General features: G+C 61.3%; 28 protein-coding genes. 13 read left to right on the top strand and 15 right to left on the bottom strand.

Going from position 1 to position 20,587, the window contains the following annotated elements:
• Positions 1 to 1,683 carry an amidohydrolase gene (locus AC1PUL_RS01575; RefSeq protein ID WP_480466297.1) on the top strand — a complete coding sequence of 561 codons (1,683 nt, stop codon included), beginning with the start codon at positions 1 to 3 and terminating at the stop codon, positions 1,681 to 1,683.
• Positions 1,680 to 2,360 (top strand): TetR/AcrR family transcriptional regulator, encoded by a 681-nt coding sequence (locus tag AC1PUL_RS01570; RefSeq protein WP_480466296.1) that lies wholly within the window; start codon positions 1,680 to 1,682, stop codon positions 2,358 to 2,360. The genes AC1PUL_RS01575 and AC1PUL_RS01570 overlap by 4 nt, the downstream gene beginning before the upstream one ends.
• Here AC1PUL_RS01570 and AC1PUL_RS01565 read toward each other — a convergent pair.
• On the bottom strand, positions 2,357 to 3,196 hold the full coding sequence (locus AC1PUL_RS01565; RefSeq protein WP_480466295.1) for an amidohydrolase family protein: 840 nt from the start codon (positions 3,194 to 3,196) through the stop codon (positions 2,357 to 2,359). The two genes, AC1PUL_RS01570 and AC1PUL_RS01565, sit on opposite strands and share 4 nt — an antisense overlap.
• Before the next feature lie 28 nt (positions 3,197 to 3,224).
• Positions 3,225 to 4,025 carry an IclR family transcriptional regulator gene (locus AC1PUL_RS01560; protein WP_480466294.1) on the bottom strand — a complete coding sequence of 267 codons (801 nt, stop codon included), beginning with the start codon at positions 4,023 to 4,025 and terminating at the stop codon, positions 3,225 to 3,227.
• 136 nt (positions 4,026 to 4,161) lie between these two features.
• On the opposite strand from AC1PUL_RS01560, the gene AC1PUL_RS01555 reads away from it, so the two are divergent.
• Both AC1PUL_RS01555 and AC1PUL_RS01550 read left to right on the top strand, forming a co-directional pair.
• On the top strand, positions 4,162 to 4,890 hold the full coding sequence (locus AC1PUL_RS01555; protein ID WP_298463690.1) for an SDR family oxidoreductase: 729 nt from the start codon (positions 4,162 to 4,164) through the stop codon (positions 4,888 to 4,890).
• Between the two features lie 21 nt (positions 4,891 to 4,911).
• Complete coding sequence (locus tag AC1PUL_RS01550) at positions 4,912 to 5,754, top strand: fumarylacetoacetate hydrolase family protein (protein WP_480466293.1); 843 nt, start codon at positions 4,912 to 4,914, stop codon at positions 5,752 to 5,754.
• Positions 5,755 to 5,820: 66 nt separating this feature from the next.
• On the opposite strand, the gene AC1PUL_RS01545 is transcribed toward AC1PUL_RS01550, so the two are convergent.
• The 3 genes from AC1PUL_RS01545 to AC1PUL_RS01535 form a co-directional block, all read right to left on the bottom strand.
• Positions 5,821 to 6,531 carry an outer membrane protein gene (locus tag AC1PUL_RS01545; protein ID WP_480466292.1) on the bottom strand — a complete coding sequence of 237 codons (711 nt, stop codon included), beginning with the start codon at positions 6,529 to 6,531 and terminating at the stop codon, positions 5,821 to 5,823.
• A 132-nt stretch (positions 6,532 to 6,663) separates the two neighbouring features.
• Positions 6,664 to 8,166 (bottom strand): NAD(P)(+) transhydrogenase (Re/Si-specific) subunit beta, encoded by a 1,503-nt coding sequence (locus AC1PUL_RS01540; RefSeq protein ID WP_480466291.1) that lies wholly within the window; start codon positions 8,164 to 8,166, stop codon positions 6,664 to 6,666.
• A 21-nt stretch (positions 8,167 to 8,187) separates the two neighbouring features.
• Positions 8,188 to 9,765, bottom strand: a complete 1,578-nt coding sequence (locus AC1PUL_RS01535) for a Re/Si-specific NAD(P)(+) transhydrogenase subunit alpha (RefSeq protein ID WP_480466290.1) — start codon at positions 9,763 to 9,765, stop codon at positions 8,188 to 8,190.
• A 254-nt stretch (positions 9,766 to 10,019) separates the two neighbouring features.
• Here AC1PUL_RS01535 and AC1PUL_RS01530 point away from each other — a divergent pair, with 254 nt between their 5' ends.
• Positions 10,020 to 10,184 (top strand): DUF1328 domain-containing protein, encoded by a 165-nt coding sequence (locus AC1PUL_RS01530; RefSeq protein WP_480466289.1) that lies wholly within the window; start codon positions 10,020 to 10,022, stop codon positions 10,182 to 10,184.
• A 66-nt stretch (positions 10,185 to 10,250) separates the two neighbouring features.
• Here the strand turns inward: AC1PUL_RS01530 and AC1PUL_RS01525 are convergent, their stop codons facing one another.
• The gene (locus AC1PUL_RS01525; RefSeq protein WP_480466288.1) at positions 10,251 to 11,006 is read right to left on the bottom strand and encodes a Crp/Fnr family transcriptional regulator; all 756 of its coding nucleotides are present in this window, start codon (positions 11,004 to 11,006) and stop codon (positions 10,251 to 10,253) included.
• Between the two features lie 122 nt (positions 11,007 to 11,128).
• On the opposite strand from AC1PUL_RS01525, the gene AC1PUL_RS01520 reads away from it, so the two are divergent.
• A complete protein-coding gene (locus tag AC1PUL_RS01520) occupies positions 11,129 to 11,527 on the top strand; it encodes a response regulator (RefSeq protein WP_480466287.1) in 399 nt (132 codons plus the stop codon).
• On the opposite strand, the gene AC1PUL_RS01515 is transcribed toward AC1PUL_RS01520, so the two are convergent.
• Entirely contained in the window at positions 11,495 to 12,061 is a 567-nt protein-coding gene (locus AC1PUL_RS01515) for an RNA polymerase sigma factor (protein WP_480466286.1), read from the bottom strand. The two genes, AC1PUL_RS01520 and AC1PUL_RS01515, sit on opposite strands and share 33 nt — an antisense overlap.
• Positions 12,058 to 12,219, bottom strand: a complete 162-nt coding sequence (locus AC1PUL_RS01510; protein ID WP_480466285.1) for a NepR family anti-sigma factor — start codon at positions 12,217 to 12,219, stop codon at positions 12,058 to 12,060. Before AC1PUL_RS01510 ends, AC1PUL_RS01515 begins: the two co-directional genes overlap by 4 nt.
• 219 nt (positions 12,220 to 12,438) lie before the next feature.
• Here AC1PUL_RS01510 and AC1PUL_RS01505 point away from each other — a divergent pair, with 219 nt between their 5' ends.
• Together AC1PUL_RS01505 and AC1PUL_RS01500 are read left to right on the top strand one after the other, a co-directional pair.
• Complete coding sequence (locus tag AC1PUL_RS01505; protein ID WP_006724652.1) at positions 12,439 to 12,603, top strand: DUF1328 domain-containing protein; 165 nt, start codon at positions 12,439 to 12,441, stop codon at positions 12,601 to 12,603.
• Positions 12,604 to 12,660: 57 nt separating this feature from the next.
• On the top strand, positions 12,661 to 12,879 hold the full coding sequence (locus tag AC1PUL_RS01500; protein ID WP_480466284.1) for a hypothetical protein: 219 nt from the start codon (positions 12,661 to 12,663) through the stop codon (positions 12,877 to 12,879).
• Between the two features lie 2 nt (positions 12,880 to 12,881).
• Here AC1PUL_RS01500 and AC1PUL_RS01495 read toward each other — a convergent pair whose 3' ends face one another.
• The 4 genes from AC1PUL_RS01495 to AC1PUL_RS01480 form a co-directional block, all read right to left on the bottom strand.
• Positions 12,882 to 13,217, bottom strand: coding sequence for a hypothetical protein (locus tag AC1PUL_RS01495; protein ID WP_480466283.1), 336 nt, complete (start codon positions 13,215 to 13,217; stop codon positions 12,882 to 12,884).
• A 93-nt stretch (positions 13,218 to 13,310) separates the two neighbouring features.
• Entirely contained in the window at positions 13,311 to 14,372 is a 1,062-nt protein-coding gene (locus AC1PUL_RS01490) for a zinc-binding metallopeptidase family protein (protein WP_480466282.1), read from the bottom strand.
• Between the two features lie 41 nt (positions 14,373 to 14,413).
• Positions 14,414 to 15,391, bottom strand: a complete 978-nt coding sequence (locus AC1PUL_RS01485; protein ID WP_480466281.1) for a sensor histidine kinase — start codon at positions 15,389 to 15,391, stop codon at positions 14,414 to 14,416.
• Positions 15,392 to 15,487: 96 nt separating this feature from the next.
• Positions 15,488 to 16,282: a response regulator gene (locus AC1PUL_RS01480; RefSeq protein WP_480466280.1), complete on the bottom strand. Its 795-nt coding sequence runs from the start codon at positions 16,280 to 16,282 to the stop codon at positions 15,488 to 15,490.
• Between the two features lie 152 nt (positions 16,283 to 16,434).
• On the opposite strand from AC1PUL_RS01480, the gene AC1PUL_RS01475 reads away from it, so the two are divergent.
• Positions 16,435 to 16,629 carry a NepR family anti-sigma factor gene (locus AC1PUL_RS01475; protein WP_480466279.1) on the top strand — a complete coding sequence of 65 codons (195 nt, stop codon included), beginning with the start codon at positions 16,435 to 16,437 and terminating at the stop codon, positions 16,627 to 16,629.
• 52 nt (positions 16,630 to 16,681) lie between these two features.
• Here the strand turns inward: AC1PUL_RS01475 and AC1PUL_RS01470 are convergent, their stop codons facing one another.
• Positions 16,682 to 17,131, bottom strand: coding sequence for a hypothetical protein (locus tag AC1PUL_RS01470; protein ID WP_480466278.1), 450 nt, complete (start codon positions 17,129 to 17,131; stop codon positions 16,682 to 16,684).
• 2 nt (positions 17,132 to 17,133) lie between these two features.
• Positions 17,134 to 17,502, bottom strand: a complete 369-nt coding sequence (locus tag AC1PUL_RS01465; protein ID WP_480466277.1) for an ElaB/YgaM/YqjD family protein — start codon at positions 17,500 to 17,502, stop codon at positions 17,134 to 17,136.
• 218 nt (positions 17,503 to 17,720) lie between these two features.
• On the opposite strand from AC1PUL_RS01465, the gene AC1PUL_RS01460 reads away from it, so the two are divergent.
• Positions 17,721 to 17,918, top strand: a complete 198-nt coding sequence (locus AC1PUL_RS01460) for a CsbD family protein (RefSeq protein WP_480466276.1) — start codon at positions 17,721 to 17,723, stop codon at positions 17,916 to 17,918.
• A 62-nt stretch (positions 17,919 to 17,980) separates the two neighbouring features.
• Here AC1PUL_RS01460 and AC1PUL_RS01455 read toward each other — a convergent pair whose 3' ends face one another.
• Positions 17,981 to 18,838, bottom strand: a complete 858-nt coding sequence (locus AC1PUL_RS01455) for an aromatic ring-hydroxylating dioxygenase subunit alpha (RefSeq protein WP_480466275.1) — start codon at positions 18,836 to 18,838, stop codon at positions 17,981 to 17,983.
• A gap of 116 nt (positions 18,839 to 18,954) precedes the next feature.
• Here AC1PUL_RS01455 and AC1PUL_RS01450 point away from each other — a divergent pair, with 116 nt between their 5' ends.
• The 3 genes from AC1PUL_RS01450 to AC1PUL_RS01440 are packed head-to-tail and all read left to right on the top strand — an operon-like array spanning position 18,955 to position 20,530.
• Positions 18,955 to 19,236 (top strand): hypothetical protein, encoded by a 282-nt coding sequence (locus AC1PUL_RS01450; protein ID WP_480466274.1) that lies wholly within the window; start codon positions 18,955 to 18,957, stop codon positions 19,234 to 19,236.
• Positions 19,233 to 19,904 (top strand): Rieske 2Fe-2S domain-containing protein, encoded by a 672-nt coding sequence (locus AC1PUL_RS01445; RefSeq protein WP_480466273.1) that lies wholly within the window; start codon positions 19,233 to 19,235, stop codon positions 19,902 to 19,904. The genes AC1PUL_RS01450 and AC1PUL_RS01445 overlap by 4 nt, the downstream gene beginning before the upstream one ends.
• On the top strand, positions 19,904 to 20,530 hold the full coding sequence (locus AC1PUL_RS01440; RefSeq protein WP_480466272.1) for a glutathione S-transferase family protein: 627 nt from the start codon (positions 19,904 to 19,906) through the stop codon (positions 20,528 to 20,530). The genes AC1PUL_RS01445 and AC1PUL_RS01440 overlap by 1 nt, the downstream gene beginning before the upstream one ends.
• Positions 20,531 to 20,587 lie beyond the last annotated feature (57 nt).

Raw genomic sequence — 20,587 nt, 5'->3', positions numbered from 1 at the left:
ATGGCAACGACTGCTGACATCATCATCATCAACGGCCCGGTCCTCACCATGGACGCGGCGGCTCCCCGGGCCGAAGCGGTTGCTCTTGCCGGCAACCGCATTCTCGCCGTTGGCACACGATCCGAAATCGAGGCTATGGCCGGTCCGAACACTCAACGGATCGACGCCAAGGGTGCCACCGTCATGCCCGGCTTCAACGAAGCCCATATGCACATTTTCCCGGGCTCGGTCTCGCTGCGCCAGCTGAACCTGCATGGCATTCAAGGCTTCGAGGCACTGAAATCCGCCATTCTCGATTATGCGGAGAAGAACCCGGATGAGCCGCTGCTGATGGGCTTTTCCGCCGACTATTCGATCATCTCGCTCACCGAGCCCTGCACCCGCCATCACCTGGACGCCATCCTGCCTGACCGTCCCTTCATGATGTTCGCGCCCGACCATCACACCGCCTGGGCCAACACGGCAGCGCTGGAGAAGGCAGGCATTCTGCAGGGCAAGGATGTCGGCGTCGGCAATGAGATTGTCATGGGGCCGGATGGCCTCGCCAATGGCGAGCTGCGCGAAGGCAATGCTTTCGGCCCGGTCTCGGCGCTCGCCTCCACCGGTGGACGCGAAGAGCTCGGCATGGTCACCGGCATGGACCCCGAGAATGTCACGCCGGAGCAATTCGCCCTCGACCGCGCCATCCTGAAGGCCGGCCTCGACTACTGCGCCTCCTGGGGCGTCACCTCGATCCAGAATTTCGACGGCAATCACTACCAGCTGCGGCTGATGCGCGATCTGGAGCTTTCGGGCGAACTCTCCTGCCGCATCCGCATTCCCTATCACATGAAGAACTTCATGGCGCTGGAGGATCTCGACAAGGCAGCCGCATGGAAGAAGGAATTCGCCACCGACATGCTGCGCGGCGATTTCGTCAAGGTCTTCATGGACGGCGTGCTGGACAGCCAGACGGCCTATATGCTCGACGGCTACGGCGACCGGCCGGGCTACACCTATGAGCCGCTGTTCACCCCGCAAGCCTTCAATGCGATCGCCACCAAGGCCGATGCGCTCGACCTGCAGGTCGCAGTCCACGCGATCGGCAGTGCCGCCATCCGCCAGACGCTCGACGGCTATGAGGCGGCGGTCAAGGCGAACGGCAAGCGCGGCAATCGGCACCGCATCGAGCATATCGAAATCATCCATCCGGACGACATCCCGCGCTTTGCAGAACTCGGCATCGTCGCCTCCATGCAGCCCGTCCACTACCCCGGCGGCACCTGCTTCCCGGCAGAGCCGACCACAGCCAAGATCGGCGAGGACCGCTGGGATTGTGCCTATGCATGGCGGACCATGAAGGAATCCGGAGCCCCCGTCGTGTTCGCCTCCGACTGGCCGGTCTCGCCCGTCTCGCCTTTCCAATGCATCCAGGATGCGCTGACCCGCAAGCCCTGGAAGGAGGGCCTGAAGGACCAGCGCTTCTCGTTGATGGAAGCGCTCGAAGCCTATACCGCGATCGGTGCCTGGGTGGAATTCATGGAAGACCGCAAGGGCATGCTGAAGCCGGGCTACCTTGCCGACGTCGTGATCCTCACTAGGGACATCGAAACCGTCGCGCCCGATGACATCATGGACACCGTCCGACCCGCCGTCACCATCTGCGACGGTCGCATTACTTTCGACGCCGGAGGCGCTCGATGAGGGAAGCAGCAGACGCCAATCCCCGGCAGCCGACAAGCGGCAGCCCTCGTGGCCGCCCGCCGGGCGCCACCCGCAAGGGACTGGAAACTCGTGTCCGCATCATAAAGGGTGCGCGCGAGGCGCTTGAGGAAGGTGGCATGGAGGCGCTGACGACACGCCGGATTGCCGCATCCGCAGGCGTGAAGCTCGCGACGCTGCATTATTACTTCGACAGCAAGGAGAGCCTGCTGCTCGCCGTGCTCGAAGATCTGATCGCTGAGATGGACACTGCCTATCGCGCCGATGTCGCCCTACCGCCAGAACCCGAGGATCGGGTCGAGGCGCTGATCCGGGCCAGCTGGCGCTACATCCAGCGGACAAGAAACAAGCAGATCGCCCAGACGGAATTGACCCTCTACGCCCTGCGCACCAAGGGTTCCGAATGGCTCGCGGCAAAACAGTACAACGCCTATATCGATTTCTACGGCCATCTCGTTTTCGAAGATGACAGCGATGAAGAGCTTCGCCAGATCGGCCGGGCAGTCGGCCGGCAGATGCTGATCGGCATCGACGGCATCATCCTGCAGAGCTACGCCCTGGACGATCTCTCCGCCTCCAATGAGGACATCGAGGCCCTCATCATCGCCATGCGCGGCTATCTCCGCCGCCTCATGGCCGAACGCGGCAAGACGCGTTAGCCGAGCTGCCAGATCCCCCGGGCATTGCCCGAGAAAAGCTTATCCTTTTCGTCTTTCGTGCAGCCATGCAGCAGCGCCTGCGTCGTCGCGACCCAGGTCGAGAGCCCCCCGCCCAGCGTGCAGACCGGCCAGTCCGAACCCCAGATCGCACGGTCGAAGCCGAAGGATGCGATCGTATGATCGAAATAGGGTTTGAGGTCTTCGAGCGTCCAGTTCTCCAGATCGCCATAGGCCGGGATGCCGGAGATTTTCACGCGGACATTGTCGCGTGTGGCGATGTCGGTGATCCCGGTCTTCCACGTTTCATAGCCATGCCCCTTGATATCTGGCACCCCGCAATGGTCGAGGATGAAGGTAACATCGGGCGCGAGATCGACCAGCGCCTTGGCCTTGTCGATCTGATGCGGCAGCATGCAGAGATCGAAGGTGAGGCCTGTACCGGAGAGCCGCTTCACATTCTCGCGGAACAGCGCCCCCTCGGACACATCGTCGGGCACGACATGCAGGACGCGGCGGAAGCCCTTGACGAAGGGATTGGCCCGCTGGGCGTCGAGATAGGCGGCAAAGCCTAAATCTTCCGGCCGGCAGGAGGCGATTACCCCTCGCAGCAAGCTCTCGGGGGCGCGGGATAACGCCTGCACCATCTCGGTTTCCGCAGGGATATGCGCGGGCGCCACATCCACCTCCATATGCAGCACCGAGGAGATCCCGAGACGACGCGCCTCCCGCGCATAGGTCTCCCAGGTGAAATCGGCATCGAGCGCCGGGACATCCTTCAGCCAGGGATAGGTGAGACGGTCGCGATAGATGAGATGCAGATGGGTATCGATGATCATGCAAGGCCCCTCCCAAGGCCGTTGAAACTCAATTCGTATCAGAAACGTCCGTCCCCAGACCGGCACCGGCAAGTTCCGAGATCCGCCGCGCCGTTGCGGTCAACGCTTCGATCGTTCTGTCGATGTCGGGCGCCTCGGGCGCATTGATGATGGTGATGTAGGGGATGGTGAGCGCCCCGATGGCCTCGCCATCGGCACTGACGATCGGGGCCGAGAGATTGATGACACCGGCGGTCTGCGCGCTCGGCATCATCTCATAGCCACGCGCCCGGATCTGGTCGAGCCTGGCGATGAAGGCCTCCGTCATCCGCCCATCCGGCCCACCGCTCGCCACATGCTCGGCAACCATCATGGCGCGCACCTCCGGGCTTCGAAAGGCGAGCAAGACATGGCCGGAGCCGGTATCGAACAGCCCCATGCGCGAGCCGACCCGGATCGAAATGCCCCAATAACCCGGCGCCTCCAGCTGCGCGATGACCACCGGATGGCCCCGGTCATAGACGACGATATGGTTTTCCTGCCGGGTGATTTCCGCGAGTTCCCGCATGAGCGGCATGGCAAGCGAGGCAAGCCGCCGGGTCGGCGCATGCAGCTGCGCGAGGCCAAAAAGCTTCAGCGTCAGCACGTATCGATCACCATCGAGCCGCGCGACATAGCCGCGCTTCACCAGCCGGTCGAGCATCCTGTAGAATTCATTGGGACTGCGGTCGAGCTTCTTGGCGATCTCGGCCTGGCTCAAGCCGCCATCGACACCCGCCAGAAGCTCGATGATGTCGAGCCCCTTGTCGAGCGCCGGCGCCCGGTAGCGGTCCTGGTCGAGGTCATTCACGTCATTTCTCTCCTTGAAGTCCGAGGTCTGGCCTTGACGTTCATGAATAAATGTTTTGCATATGAATGATGCTCGCATCGACGGTGAGAATATGCAAGGGTCGAGTGACGAGGGATCGGCTGGAGGAGCCAAGAGCATGAACCTTGAAAAGAAGCATGTGCTGGTGACGGCCGCAGGCCAGGGCATCGGTCGCGCCAGTGCGCTGGCCTTTGCCCGCGCCGGAGCAACGGTCGTTGCGACCGATATCAACACGGATGCCCTAGCGAGCCTGAACGGTGAGGCCGGGATTACGACGCGCAAACTCGACGTTCTGAACGACGAAGCGGTGAAGGCCGTGGTCGCCGAGACCGGCCCCTTCGACGTGCTCTTCAATTGCGCCGGCTTCGTCCATGCCGGCACGATCCTCGACATGCCGGACAAGGATCTCGACTTCGCGCTCGACCTCAATGTCCGTGCGATGATCCGCACCATCCGCGCGGTCCTGCCGGCCATGCTGGAACGCGGCGACGGCTCGATCATCAACATGGCCTCGGTCGCAAGCTCGATCAAAGGCGTGCCGAACCGCTTCGCCTATACGGTCACCAAGGCGGCCGTCATCGGCCTGACCAAATCCGTCGCCGCCGATTATGTGACGCAAGGCATCCGCTGCAATGCCATATGCCCGGGCACGGTCGAAAGCCCCTCGCTGCAGGACCGTATGCGGGCTCAAGGGGACTACGATGCCGCCCGCGCCGCCTTCATCGCCCGCCAGCCCATGGGCCGCTTGGGCACGCCGGAAGAAATCGCCGATCTTGCCGTCTATCTCGCCGGCGCCACCTATACCTCGGGCCAGGCCTATGCCATCGACGGCGGCTGGACGATCTAATAGTCAGGAAGGAATACGACCATGAAACTGATGCGCGTTGGCCCGCTGGGTCAGGAAAAGCCGGCGATCCTCGACAAGGACGGCAAGATCCGTGACCTCTCGGCCCATGTGACCGATATCGGCGGTGCCGCCATTTCGCCGGAAGGTCTGGCCAAGATTGCAGCCCTGGATCCGGCCTCGCTGCCGGAGATCGCCGTCGACCGCATCGGCGCCTGCGTTGCCGGCACCGGCAAGTTCATCTGCATTGGCCTGAACTATTCCGACCACGCCGCCGAAACGGGTGCTGCCGTACCGCCGGAGCCGGTCATCTTCATGAAGGCGACCTCGGCCATCTGCGGCCCGAACGACGACGTTCTGATCCCGCGCACCTCGGAAAAGACCGACTGGGAAGTCGAACTCGGCGTCGTCATCGGCAAGACCGCGAAATACGTCTCGGAAGCCGACGCCATGGACTATGTCGCCGGCTACTGCGTCTCCCACGACGTGTCCGAACGCGCCTTCCAGACCGAGCGCGCGGGACAGTGGACCAAGGGAAAATCCTGCGACACCTTCGGCCCGATCGGCCCCTGGCTCGTCACCAAGGACGAGATTTCTGATCCGCAGAACCTCAAGATGTGGCTTTCGGTCAATGGCAAGATGATGCAGGACGGCTCGTCGAAGACCATGGTCTATGGCGTCGCGCATCTCGTTTCCTATCTCAGCCAGTTCATGAGCCTGCATCCCGGCGACGTCATCTCAACCGGCACGCCCCCGGGCGTCGGCCTCGGCATGAAGCCGCCGCAGTTCCTAAAGGCCGGCGATGTGGTCGAGCTCGGCATCGAGGGGCTGGGTACGCAGAAGCAGACGTTCAAGGCGGATGTTTGATCGGCATCTAAGTGAAAGACCCCGCTAACGTGGCGGGGTTTTTTCTGTCTTCAGCGGATGTGCAAATCAAAACCTGTAATTCACACCAACCCGGAACAGGTGGCTCGAAGGGTCGGACTTGTAGCTATCTGTCGGGCTAACCGTACCGCGCGGCGAGGTGCGCTGGCGGTAATCGGTGTAGAGGTACTCGGCCTTGAAGCTCAGCGCGTCGGTCATGGCATATTCGGCACCCACGCCGGCGACGTAGCCGAAATAGGTCTGCTGGTCTTGCCCGTCGATCGCCCCGAGGATCGGGTCCACGCCACCCTTGCCACCGGCAACGGCAAGACCGCCGGTCACATACAAAAGCGTACGGTCCATGGCCACACCGACGCGCGCCCGCGCCGTACCCTGCCAACCCAGCTCATAGTAGCAGGTCTGGGAAGGGAAGCCAGCGCAGGCCTTGTCGCCCTTGACCTTCGCCCACGAGACATCCGCCTCGACGCCGTAGACCATGTTGCCATTCTGGATGTTGTAACCGGCCGTCACTCCGGCCAGACCACCGCGCAAGGGCGTCTCGGAGAACAACGTACCGGAACCCGTCTGCGTTTTCACCTCGCCGACGGCACCACCGCCAACAACACCGACATAGCCGCCGCCCCAGTCGTGAATAATATCGGCAACGCCCCCTTCTGTCGGTAGCGGCTGGGGAATATCCGCAGAGCCGAGATCGGCCGATACGGCTGCCGTTGCAATGAAACCAGCCGACAGGCTGACGAGAAAAATCTTGGTGCTCACGAAAACTCCTGCGGTCACACTCATCATGATCTACCCGGCTTTTGGTTAACGACCAGTTCTCGTCGACAACCCCAAGAAGCAGAAAAGCCGGGCGTCACCACCCGGCTTTAAAGCTCAGATCTGATCCGAAGCTTACTTGATCAACGGCAGGATGCTGTCGATCGACTTCTTCGCGTCACCGTAGAACATCCGCGTATTCTCCTTGTAGAACAGCGGGTTCTCGATGCCGGAATATCCCGTGCCCTGGCCGCGCTTGGAGACGAAGACCTGCTTGGCCTTCCAGACCTCCAGAACCGGCATGCCGGCGATGGGCGAGTTCGGGTCCTCCTGGGCGGCCGGGTTGACGATGTCGTTCGAGCCGATGACGATGACAACGTCCGTTTCCGGGAAGTCCTCGTTGATCTCGTCCATTTCGAGCACGATGTCGTAGGGAACCTTGGCCTCGGCCAGCAGCACGTTCATGTGCCCCGGCAGACGACCGGCGACCGGATGGATCGCAAAGCGCACCGTCTTGCCGGCAGCACGCAGCTTGCGGGTCAGCTCCGACACAGACTGCTGCGCCTGCGCAACCGCCATGCCGTAGCCGGGAACGATGATGACGCTGTCGGCATCGTTGAGTGCATTGGCAACGCCGTCGCCGTCGATGGCGATCTGTTCGCCGGTCACTTCCATCTGCGGGCCGGTCGTGCCGCCGAAGCCGCCGAGGATGACCGAGACGAAGCTGCGGTTCATCGCCTTGCACATGATGTAGGAGAGGATCGCACCCGACGAGCCGACCAGCGCGCCGACGACGATCAGGAGATCGTTCGACAGCGAGAAGCCGATGGCCGCTGCCGCCCAGCCGGAATAGCTGTTGAGCATCGACACGACGACCGGCATGTCGGCGCCGCCGATGCCCATGATCAGGTGATAGCCGATGAAGAGTGCAAGCAGCGTCATCAGGATCAGCGTCCAGCTGCCCGCGCCGTTGAAGTAGAGCACCAGCAGGATCAGCGAACCGAGAGCGGCACCGGCATTCAGCATATGACCGCCGGGCAGTTTCTTCGCCTTGCCATCGACCTTGCCCGCGAGCTTGCCATAGGCGACGACCGAACCCGTGAAGGTGACCGCACCGATGAACACGCCGAGGAAGACTTCGATCTTCAGGACAGCGATTTCAGCGCCAGTCTTTTCGGCAATCTTGAGAGCAAAGCCGGCGAAATCGCCAAACAGCGTCGTCTGCCCGGCCTGGGTGGCGCAGGCAACGGCACTGAGCGCCGCATCACAGGAGGTGAGGCCGGCAGCCACGAGAGTACTTGAAATCCGCCACATCTCGATCTCGGCATTGAAGCCGATGAAGACGGCGGCGAGACCGACCAGCGAATGCATGGCGGCGACGAGCTGCGGCATTTCGGTCATCTGAACGCGCTGGGCAACGACCCAGCCGATGGCACCGCCGATGGCGATCATCACGACCGAGACGAACCAGTTGCCCGCACCGGGGCCGTAAAGCGTTGCGACGACGGCAAGCCCCATGCCGACAATGCCGTACCAGACGGCGCGCTTGGCGCTTTCCTGGCCGGAGAGGCCGCCGAGCGACAGGATGAAGAGAACGGCTGCGACGACATAGGCCGCTGTGGTAAATCCGTATTCCATGTGTGTGTCCCCTCCCCTAACTCAAGACTTCTGGAACATGGCGAGCATGCGCCGGGTGACCATGAAGCCACCGAAGATGTTGATGCCGGCCATTAGGACCGACAGCGCAGCGAGGATGATCACCAGGAAGTTGCCTGATCCGATCTGCATCAGGGCACCCAGAATGATGATCGAGGAGATGGCGTTGGTGATCGCCATCAGCGGCGTGTGCAGCGAATGGCTGACATTCCAGATGACCTGGAAGCCGACGAAGCAGGCGAGCACGAAGACGATGAAATGGCTCATGAAGCTGGCGGGTGCGTAAAGGCCGGCAAGCAGGATTAGCGCACCGCCCCCGGCAAGCAAGGCCACCTGGTTGCGGGTCTGCGTCTTGAAGGCGGCGATTTCCTGCGCCCGCTTTTCCTCGGGCGTCAGCTCCTTCACCTTCTCCTTGGGCTTTGCAGCCGCAATCGCCTGGATCTTCGGCGGCGGCGGCGGGAAGGTGATCTCACCGTCCTTGGTGACGGTCGCGCCACGGATGACATCGTCTTCCATATTGTGCACGACGACGCCGTCTTTTGCCGGCGTCAGGTCCGTCATCATGTGGCGGATATTGGTCGAGTAGAGCGTCGAGGACTGCGCGGCCATGCGGCTTGGGAAGTCCGTATAGCCGACGATGGTCACGCCATTGTCGGAGACGATCTTCTGATCCGGAACGGTCAGGTCGCAGTTGCCGCCGCGTTCTGCCGCGAGGTCAACGACCACGGAGCCCGGCTTCATCACGGCCACCATGTCGGCAAGCCAGAGCTTCGGTGCATCACGACCGGGGATCAGCGCCGTGGTGATGACGATGTCGATCTCGGGCGCCAGTTCGCGGAACTTGGCAAGCTGCTTCTCGCGGAACTCCGGCGAGGACGGAGCGGCATATCCGCCGGTCGCGGCGCCATCCTGGGTCGCCTCGAATTCGAGGAAGACGAATTCAGCCCCCATGCTCTCGATCTGTTCGGCGACCTCAGGGCGAACGTCGAAGGCATAGGTGATGGCGCCAAGCGAAACACTCGTGCCGATCGCGGCAAGACCGGCAACGCCGGCGCCGATGACCAGCACCTTGGCCGGCGGGATCTTGCCGGCGGCGGTCACCTGACCGGTGAAGAAGCGGCCGAAATTGTTGCCAGCCTCGATCACCGCGCGGTAGCCGGCGATATTGGCCATCGAAGAAAGCGCGTCCATCTTCTGGGCGCGGCTGATGCGCGGCACCATGTCCATGGCAACGACCGTCGCGCCCTTGGCCTTGGCCTGCTCCAGCAGAGCGGTATTCTGGGCCGGATAGAAGAAGGAGATCAGCGTCTTGCCGGGACCGAGACGATCGACTTCGGTCGTCTCGGGCGGACGCACCTTGGCGATGATATCGGCCGTTTCATAAAGCGCGGCGGCCGTTTCGACCACCGTGACACCGGCGGCGCGATAGGCATCGTCCGAAAGACCGGCAGCCTTGCCGGCGCCGCTTTCGATGACGCATTCATAGCCGAGCTTTTGCAACTGCGTGGCGCTGTCCGGCGTCATCGCGACGCGGGCCTCGCCGGCATAAATCTCCCTTGGCGATCCGATCTTCAATCCCATCTCCCAAACTCCGTTTTAACGGGTCCTACCTTCTGTCCTTCGCCCAAAGTCGAATGACACTCCAATCGCGGACACGAACAGAAGTGAGGCCCCCTGTCTAGTCCAGCATCGGGAACAAATGACAGTTTTGCCCCACAGGCTTTACGCTTAAAACGATTTTATTGCAGCGCACTGCTGCAACCCTCGCCAGCATCCGGTGGAACAATTGCGCTCACCCCCTGTTTCCCCTGTGGAACAACGCAAGGGAGACCAACATGCTGCAATGGATCCTCATCCTCCTTCTGATCGCCGCCGTCGCCAGTCTGCTCGGCTTCCGGGGCGTGGCAGGCGCCTCGGCGGGTGTCGCCAAGATCCTGATTTTCATCGTGCTGATCGTGATGATCATTGCGCTCTTTACCGGCGTCATCATTGTTGCCTGATGACGTCTGCTATCGTGGCAAAGGCCCGCACGCTGGGAAGCGATGCGGGCCTTTTCTTGCCGTGCCTTAAACGAAGGGCCTCACCCTCGGCTCCGTCGGCGTCCAGCCCGCAATGTCCTGCAGGCCAAGGGGATCGAGGATATCGCAACCGCGTTCGCGCCAGCGGATAAGCCCCCGGTCTGCGAGCTTCTTCAGCGTCTTGTTCGTATGCACGATGGAAAGCCCGAGCGTATCGGCAAAATGCATCTGCGTGACCGGGATATGCCGCAGGTTATCCCCCAGAATGCCGGCGCTCACGCCGCGATCGAAAAGGAAGGCGAGCAAATAGGAGGCTCGCTCCAGCGCGGATCGGCGACCGATGCTGAGCAGATGCTCATCGAGAATGCTTTCCTCGCGCGCCGCAAGCCAGGTCAGATCGAAACTCAGCCCTGGATGCAGTTCGAACAGGGAAAATAAACGGCTCCTCTCAAAGACGCAGAGGGTCATCGGCGTCAGCGCCTCCACCGAATGCTGCATCTCCGCCATGACCGCCCCCTGCAGGCCGATCATGTCACCCGGAACGATGTAATTGAGGATCTGTCGCCGACCGTCCTCCAGGATCTTGTAGCGGAACCCCCAGCCAGACAGCACTGTGTAGAGATGGGCACTGCGGGCGCCCTCGACGAGCACGGTCGTGCCGGGATCGGCGATCAGTTCTCCGCGCTTGAAGGTGGAGACGAACTCCAGTTCCCCTTCGGTGAAGGGACGGAACCGCTTCATGTGCCGCAAGGGACATTCGAAGCAGCTGACACGGATGGGAGACTGACGCGGTTCGATTGCCACGGGATGACCTCGTTTGTCCGCCACACTGTTCCCAATTGGAACAATGGCGGCTGCACATGTCTTTTTTAAATGACGCTCGTCGGGGGACGTCCGATAACGCGCCCCTGACAAAAGGAAATTCTATGACCACAGCGCCGCTCCGCGTTCTCGTTGCCGAGAACCAGTATCTGATCGCCATGGAGGTCGAACGCATCCTGCTCGAGGCCCTGGTGTGCGATGTCACCATCTCCACGCTGGGCCGGCTCGCCGAAGCGGTCGAAGCGACCGCTTTCGACGTTGTCATTATCGATGCGGAACTGAATGAGCCGACGAATGTCGAAAGAGCCAGACTGATCCAGGAAGCGGGGGCGAGACCCGTTTTTCTGTCGTCCTACGGACACTTCACGGAGATGGTGACCATTGTCACCGATCACCCCGTAGTCACAAAGCCGCCGCAGGCACATGAACTGGCTGCGGCGGTGGTGAAAGCGGCCCATGATCGTCAGACCTCAGACGGCAAAGGCCTTCTTGATGACCGCTGAACTGTGGGCATCGGGGCCATAGTCACCCTCTCCGCTCACGCCCAGGATCTCTTGAAGCTTGTTGCGCGCCCGGTTGATCCGGCTTTTGATGGTGCCGACTGCACAGCCGCAGATCTCGGCAGCTTCTTCATAAGCAAAGCCGGATGCGCCCACGAGAATGATGGCTTCGCGCTGATCACTCGGCAACTGGTCGAGCGCCCGCTTGAAGTCCTGCAGGTCGAGGGAGCCATACTGTTGCGGATGGGTCGAGAGCTGGGAGGTGAAGATCCCGTCCGTATCGGACACTTCACGACCGCGCTTGCGCATCTGCGAATAGAACTCGTTGCGCAGGATGGTGAAGAGCCAGGCCTTCATATTGGTGCCGGGCTCGAAATGATCCTGCTTCGCCCATGCCTTCATGATCGTGTCCTGCACGAGATCGTCAGCGACATGGTGCCGGCCAGTGAGCGAGACAGCAAAGGCACGCAGGTTCGGCAGCGCTGCCAGAAGGTCACGCTTAAAGGAATGATCGATCGACGTCTCACCACCGGTCATCGAGCATTGTCCTTGATGCGATTGGCTTCACCGGCCTGACGTTCGGCCATGTCCAGCTGCTCCAGAAGCTGCAGAAAGCGCTCCGGAATGCCTTCCTCCTGCACAGACTGGTAGTATTCGCGCAATTGCGCCGACACACCGGGATGAAAGGCGGCCATTCCAGGCAGCCCGTTCGTAACCGGCGCTTTCTTCGAATGTTCTGTCATTGGGTCCAACGGGTTTGAATCAGTGTCGCCTGACAACGCCGAAGAAGGGATAAAGTTCCTGGAGAGACGATATTTTTATCCAGCTTTTATAACGCTGGCGAAACCGTGATCCAATTGGAACAAAGCCCTATAGACGGCGTTCTCCCGGCATCGAAACAGGGAGAAATCACCATGCTCTACTATGCCCTCGTCTTTCTCGTTGTCGCGCTGATTGCAGGCGTTCTCGGCTTTGGCGGCATTGCCGGCGCATCTGCCGGAATCGCCAAGATCCTCTTTGGAATCTTCATCATTCTCTTCCTGGTTTCGCTGGCCATGCGACTTTTCCGCCAGGCGTGAGGGAAAATCGACCTGCGGAAGACAAGAAGCGAGATAGAGGCCACGCCGGAGTACGGCGTGGCCTTTCTCTTTGACAAATCAGAAGGAAAATCAGCTAAGGACCCAGATGGCCACGGCGACCAGAAGGGCCAGGATCACGCCCAATACCGTTACCGTAAACGACCCGTACCGGGGCGGCACCTGCGATTCCAGGTCCTGGTCCAGTCCCGCCTGCTGCGCCAGGTGACGGTTTCGGACATCAATCTGGGGCGAAGTTTGACCCTTGGCGGCTTCTAAAGTCATCGGCTTGCTCCGTAACGTTCGGCCGGCACGGGCGGCACCAGCGCCTGGGCAGTGGCAGGGCCGGCCTGTATCGGGGCGACATCCAGCGCCGCCAGCTTGGCGGGGTCGATCGTCTGGCGGATGTCACGACCGGCCACGAGTTCAGGACTCACGGGAAAACAGTCACCATAGATGATCTCGGCAATGGCTCTGGCGCGTTTAAGTTCTGTTGGAAGTGCGCTGTAGCAAGCCTCGTCCGTATCATAGGATATCACAGCCACCGGATCCTGCAGACAGGTCGTGTCTTGTGGATGGCAGGCCACAATAACAAGCAGTGCAGCCATACTGTTCATGATCGTTCTCCGTGTTACCTGAAGGTTAACGCGAAGACTGCCGGACGGTTCCGGGAACAAGGGCGTGATGAGCTTGAAGTCCCCCAGCTCCGCTCAGGAACGGATCAGGTCGTGAATATAGTGAAGCTTGGCAATCACCGGCTCTGACAACACGAAGGGATAGAGATCCGGCTGTCCCATGCTGCGGTTGATGCTGTTGATCGCCAAGGTCAGCGGCACCCAGGCCCGAATGAGCGCCTCGGCACTGCCCATGCTGTAGCTATCAAAGGTGCGCTTCAGTTCGATCGCCGGCAGATCAGCGTCGACATCGGGATTGGTGCGCAACCCGAAGGCATCCGCCGTATCCAGGGCATCAACGATGTGGAAGTAGTGCGCGAAGGTTTCCGCGAAATCCTCCCAGGGGTGGCTCGCGGCATAGGCTGAAATATACTTGGTCTCCCAGCCTTGCGGCGGTCCCTCCGCATAATGGCGCTTCAGGGCGTCGGAGTAGTCAGCCCGCTCGTCTCCGAAGACCGCGCGACAGCGGTCGAAGGCGTCGCGATCCCGCACAAGGACGTTCCAGTAGTAATGCGCGACCTCGTGGCGAAAATGTCCAAGCAGGGTGCGGAAAGGTTCACCCAGCGCGACGCGACGCGCTTCCCGTTCGGCATCCGACCCCTCGGCAATGTTGAGGGTAATCAGGCCTTCGGCATGACCAGTCAACACCGGCCCCTCGCTGCCATCCATCGGATCATCCGCAAGAAACGCGAAGCCCAGCCCGCCCTCCTGATCTGCCGTCCGCGTCACAAGCGGCAATCTGAAGCGTAGAAGCGAATAGAAAAGACCCCGCTTGGCGAGTTCGATCCTCTGCCAGTTCTGCAGGTTTTCCGGCACGGAGAGATCAGGGATCGTCACATTATGGCGGCAGGCGAGGCAGAATCCACTGTCGTCCTCATCTTCGACCAGCCAGTTGCACCCGCCCAGAGCAGCATTGGCGCAAGGGCGAACGTTCGCCGCCAACGTGACACCATGGTCAAGAACATGTGTTGTGGAAGCATCCAATGCGACCATGTCGAGCGTTCCCGACCGGAAAGCGAGACGCGCCCCACAGGTCACGCAGCCGTCATTCTCGAAATGCACGACATTCGAACAGTTGCTGCAACTGAACAGGCGCATGATCGCATCTCTCGTTGGGAAGCGCCGGGCAGCGCAAACGGTCAGTCAAAGATCTCGAGCGGGAAGCGCAACTGGTATCTGACCTGCCCATTGCTCAACTCGTGGCGTGCTTCCCCGTTGACCGAAGAGGGAACCACCCGCTCAAGCACGGTCGAGCCGAAACGTGCAGCCTTCGTTTCCTCGTTCTCGCGCGCCGTGAAGGGCTCGGCCCAGATGATCTCGACCACCGGACCGGCTGGCGTTTCAAGCTTCCGGCAAGAGACGTCGATCGGCAGGCGACGCTGCAGGAAATCGCCGTGGCTCACGGCGTTGACCACCAGTTCGTGAAGCGCAAGACCGATATGCAGAGACGCGTTCGGCGTCAGAAGCACATCATCTCCGGTTACCCGAACCAGATCGACATTCTCCTGCACGTAGCGATCGACCTGCTGCTTCAAGAGATCCCGGAAATAGGCACCCCGCCAGCTCGAATCCGTTATCAGATCCTGGGACTGCGACAGCGCATGCAGCCTGCCCCGGAATTTCCCGAGGAACATGTCGAGCGTACCGGAATAACGCGCGGTCTGGGAGGCAATACTCTGGATAATCGCCAGCAGGTTCTTGGAGCGGTGGCTGACCTCGCGCAGCAGCGCCCTAAGCAGCCGCTCGCGTCGCCGGTCCTCGGTGCGGTCGATGACGACGGTGATCAGATGCAGATCGTGATCGGCCATCTCGACCATCCGGCAGCGGAATTCAAAAAACGTGTCATCGCCGGCCTCGATCTCCAATTCGGCACGGTCACCGGCCTTGACGAGGCCGGATTTTAGCTCGGTCAGCTTCTGTCCGATTTCCGGCCCGAAGATTGTGTCGTCACTGGGGACAGCACCCACCGGTAGGCTCCACCGGGCCGGCAGCGAGGTGATGCAGACATAGGTGCCATCGATATCCTGTAGGATCAGGCTGGCGCCCATGTCGATGAGCGCGGTTATGAAAAACTCCCGCAGCTGTTCGTCGCCGCGTTGAGGTTCAAACCATGTCAACCGATGTACCAATTGCCTGCTCCGCCGTTCTCGGCATCAAGGACCGGCTCCGCCCGGTCCACCCCTCGCATCAACCTATGCCCTCAATGGACTATATCAAGCCTGCTCGGACACGCGCTCGTTGAAGAAGAGCGCTTGACTGATCAGCGCCTTGACCATGTCGGGATTGAACGGCTTGGTGACCAGGAATGCGGGTTCCGGACGCTCACCGGTGAGCAGGCGCTCCGGGAAAGCCGTGATGAAGATCACCGGAATTGTATCAACCTTGAGGATATCGTTGACGGCATCAATGCCCGAGCTGCCATCGGCAAGCTGGATGTCGGCCAAAACCATCTTCGGGTTCGTACGTTTGTAGAGATCAACCGCCTCGGCATGGGTCCGGGCGATGCCGGTCACACGATGGCCGAGGTCCTCAACCATCTGCTCGATATCCAGTGCAATAAGTGGCTCGTCTTCGATGATCATGATGTCGGTCGCCACCTGACGCGAGATCTCCATAGACGCCTCGTTGAACAGCGAGTTGAATTCCGCTTCGCCCACACCGAGGACATTGGCCGCCTCGCTGGTGCTGAAGCCTTCGACCGTGATGAGCAGGAAGGCATGACGCGCACGTGTCGGCACGGCCGCCAGATTGGCCGCTGCACGCTTCTCCCAGGCAAACGGCGAGGTGATCTGTGGGAGCTCCACCTTGGTGGAATCGTAAATCGTCACGAACAGCTTGTAGAGGGCGACGCGGTCATCTCCGGTATCGGGGAAGATCGAGATATCGGCGATCAGCGCCTCCAGGACCGCTGCGACATAGGCATCTCCGGAGGTCTGTGAACCGGTGACAGCGCGTGCGTAGCGCCGCAGGTAAGGAAGATGGACGGCGACGCGGGCAGTAAGGGACATGCAGTTCTCCAATCGGAATGGAACTTAGTGCGGACTCGGCAGAAAACGCGGCTCAAGAAAAAATGTTCCAGCGCTTGGGGAACTTTTTTGCCTCAAAGGGCTTATCAGGTTAATTGTCGTCCTGCTTGGCAAACTCACGGATTTGGATGCATATGGCTGAAGGCCCTCCGGAAAAATCAAAGTCGAAAAAGGCCTCGGAGGCACAGCGGCAAAACACGAATGCGCTCATCGCTTCAAAGCTGCGTCGCTATTATGATAGCATCATCCAGGAAGGCACTCCACCACACTTGCTCGATCTGCTTGAACAACTGCAAAACGCGGAAGACGAAAGTAAATCGAAGAAATAGTGCCTGACTCGGTAAAAGGCCGGATCTTCAAGACCCGGCCGTGCAGCTGTCATCAGATGTCGTCTCGATCATTCCCCACACCTTGCGATTTGGCCAGACCGTAAACCACGGCGGCGATTGCGGCTGCCGTGAGCAAAGACCGGCCCTTCATCAGCGCTGGAACGCCGGCAAGAAGCTGCAGCGTCATTGGGTCCGGCAACCTCGACCTTGCGGCCCGTTGGCGGGCCTTCGCGCGCCGCTCCGTAGCCCGGTTCATCGATTGAACCACGGCGATCACCACCACCGCGACGAGGGCGGTGCCGACCGCGATGGCGAGAGCAGCGAGAATGGGTCCAATCACGCTGGTCAGATAGAACCCGAGCGCCAACAAGAGGGCGACATAGGCCGTCAGGCCCAGCACCCCCGCAATGGCGCCGGCGACGACCGAACGCCCGACCCTGCGGGCCGTCGGTCGGACCCGACCGAAGGCAACGATGCCCAATTGTCTGAAAAGTGGCAGCATGATCAACGCCGGCTGAGCAGCGCGAGCACGTAACCGACCCCCGCCGCCATGGCGAGCGACTGAAGCGGCTTGGCCCGCACATAGGCCTCGATGTCTTCTTCGGCATCCATGAAGCGCTCGCGGGCCGTGTCCATATACTGCTGCGACGTCTCGCCCGCCTGGCGGATTTTGCCGCTGCCGAAGGAGGCGACGGTTTGCGTCAGCGAAGCGAGGTCGCGCCGCAGCGCTTCAAGATCCGCCTGCACGTCACCGGTGGTCGCGTTGCCGACAGAGCTGGCACTGCCCACAGTGCTGCCGGCCCCCAGACCGCTCGTGGTGTCGTTTGCAACGGTCTCGGCCTTGTTCTTCGAGGCATTCGGTACTTGCGCCATGATTGGTCTCCTTCGTCTGTGGAACGGATGTCGCACTCGCTTTCACAACGTCACAGGCGAAGGAGGGTTCCGTAATGGGGCATGTTTCTTCCACGCAGCAGACGGGAGGTCGAAGCGAGCGTTGCGCAAGAATGAGTTGGAACCAGTCCGCTACCCAAGGCGTTGTTTGCCCCGAGGACATCAAGCCTCGACCATTCACCAACACGGGAGAAAAACCGATGAATTGGAACCAGATCGAAGGCAATTGGGAGCAGTTCAAGGGCAAGGCCCAGACCCAGTGGGGCAAGCTGACCGGTGACGATCTCGACGTCATCGCCGGCAAGCGCAAGGAACTCTCCGGCAAGATCCAGGCTGCCTATGGCAAGACCCAGGAAGAAGCCGATCGCGAGATCGACGACTGGATGAGCCGCAACTAAGACCTGACGGTCTTATGGCGCACGAAACCCGGACCCTCACGGCTCCGGGTTTTTTGTTGCCCTTACGCCGCCACCGTCGTCGCGCCGTAGGTCACACCCTTTTCCTTCAGCCAGCGCCGATAGGCGATGGACGAGGCATCCGCCCGCGTCGGGATTTCCTTGCGCGGCTCAAGCGGCAGAAGCACCGGCCGCTGGTTTTCCAGAATGATGCGATCTTGCAGGAAGATCATCTGCTGGAAATGGATGAGCTCCGTCGTCGTCGAGACATCGTCGATCAGATACATGATCGGATGCGCCCGGCAGCGACCGGGATCGAGCGGCTGGACGAAGAGCCCGATGACATCCCAGCGATTGGCCGCATTCGGACAGGTCTTGTAGAGGATCGTCGTGAACGGCGTCATCACGCGGTACGTGTATTGCGTGGTGATGCCATCCTGCGCCGACAGAGCCGCTTGCGGCTGGAAGAAGGTGCAGTTTGTCGCCCAGACCTCGTCCTCTTCGCGCCGTATCTCGACATCGTAGCTCTGCACTTCGGTATGCGGCTCCGCACCCAGAACATCGGTATGCACGAAGGGGAAATGCGCCATGTCGAGAAAATTCTCGACGATGCGAAGCCCTGACGCCTTCACGGTGACGACACCGCAGGGTACGTAGCGCCGATCGGGCTCGTCGGCCTCCGGCAGCGGAAAAATCTCGCGCTCGGGCTGACCCAGCGTCGCCCAAAGAAAGCCGAAGCGATGGCGCAGCGGCAGCGGCTCGGCCCGCCCCTCGGCAAAGACCTCGATCGACCCATCGGCCTGTTTAACGACGGTGAGATCCGTCCCAAGCAACCGGTTTTGCGATCTTCCAACCGGGATGACAGCCTCGGTATCGAGCACATACCACTGGTTAAGCGAAGCCTTGTCGATACCGTTCTGCATAGTCCGTCTTTCCTCTGGAGCACGGGAGAAACCGCTTGAAACCCGATCGCGCCCGCCGCTAGATTGCCCAAAAATTAGAGCGCGCACAATTGCAAGGCAACAGTGATCCCCATCCGATGACGGCGAAGGCCGACCAGATGACCGTCGGCTTCACCTTTTCCGGAAGGCTGGAGCCGCAGGGTTTTGTCGCGTTTGCCGAACATCGGGCCGCCCGCCTGTCGCTCGGCCTGAACATTGCCTCCTGTGACAGGGACCGCTGTCGCCTGACGCTGTCGGGCCCGGAAGCCCTGATCGACGCCTTTGAAATGGCTGTTAGTCTCGGCCCCTATGACAGCATCGTGCTCGACGTATCGAGATTTCAAACAGACGAAGACCTGCCCGAAAAGGCCGCATCATGAACCCCAATTCCTCTTGGATCCCCGTTGCCATTTCCGCCGACATCGAAGCCGGCACCTCCGCCGGCACGCTCGTTAACGGCGAGGAGCGCGTCGTCTGGCGCGACAACAAGGGCGCGGTCCATGTCTGGGAGGACCGCTGTCCGCATCGCGGCATGCGCATGAGCTTCGGCTTCGTGCGCGGCGACCACATCGCCTGCCTCTATCACGGCTGGCGCTACGACACCGGCGGCCAGTGTCGCTACATCCCGGCACACCCGGATCTCGAGGTGCCCCAGACGATCAAGGTCCCGACCTTCGCCGCGATCGAACGCGCCGGGATAATCTGGATGGCACCGGAGGGGTCGGATGCGGAGGACCTCTCGACGCTTCATGAGACGGCCGAACCAGTTCGCAGCCTGTTCCTCGACATGACGGCGGAAGCGGCTCTGCTCGCGGTGACGGCAGCCCCACCCGAGGGCTATCGTCCGGTCGAGAGTGGGACTGGCTTGGTTACCTTCCAAGGTAACGACGTGACCGTCCTGATCGCAGCCCAACCCCGCGACGCCGGCCGGACCGCCTTGCACATCACGGTGACCGGACACACCGCCGCAGCCAACCGCCGCTCCCTCGCGCTCTGGGCCACAGACCTCCGCAACCGCATCGAAGCCCGCTCGATGGAGGCCGCGTGATGATCAAACTCTACGATTACCATCTCGACGAAAACGGTTTTCGCGTTCGTCTCCTCCTTTCCATGCTCGGCCTCCCCTTCGAAACGGTTGCCGTCGACAAGGCGCCGGGCCGCGAGCAGGAAAAGCCGCACATGCTGGCGCTCAACCCGACCGGCACGCTGCCGATCCTCGAAGACGGCGACGTAAAGCTGTTCGGCACCGCCGCCATCCTCGCTTATCTCGTCCGCGCCCACGCGCCTGACAGTCCCTGGCTGCCTGCCGATGCCGCAGACTTCGGCAGCGTCCAGCAATGGCTGGGCTTCGCCACCCGCGAGCTGAAACCCGCCGTCGACGCGCGCGAGGCGGCGCTCTTCACCTCCGAGGGGGCAAGTGAGGCCGACCTCAAGGCCGCCCGCAAAGCCTTCCGCATCATGAACGACCATATGACGCTCAGGCAGATCGAAGGCTCGGAGTGGTTCGTTGGCAACACCCCGACGCTGGCCGATCTCGCCCTCCTGCCGAGCTTTGCGCTTTCGCGCGACTGCGGCATCGATCACGACGAATACCCGGCCCTTCGGCGCTGGCTGCGCCGTTTCCGCGCGCTTCCGGGCTTCATCACCATGCCCGGCGTACCGGATTACCATTGACCTGCCTTGCTGACCGAAAGCCGCTCGGCTAGGTCAAATACAACGCAGGGAGGTCCG

This window comes from Rhizobium sp. P43, assembly GCF_056730705.1.
The sequence above is the reverse complement of the archived record's forward strand: the minus strand, read 5'-3'. Positions and strand labels throughout refer to the sequence as shown.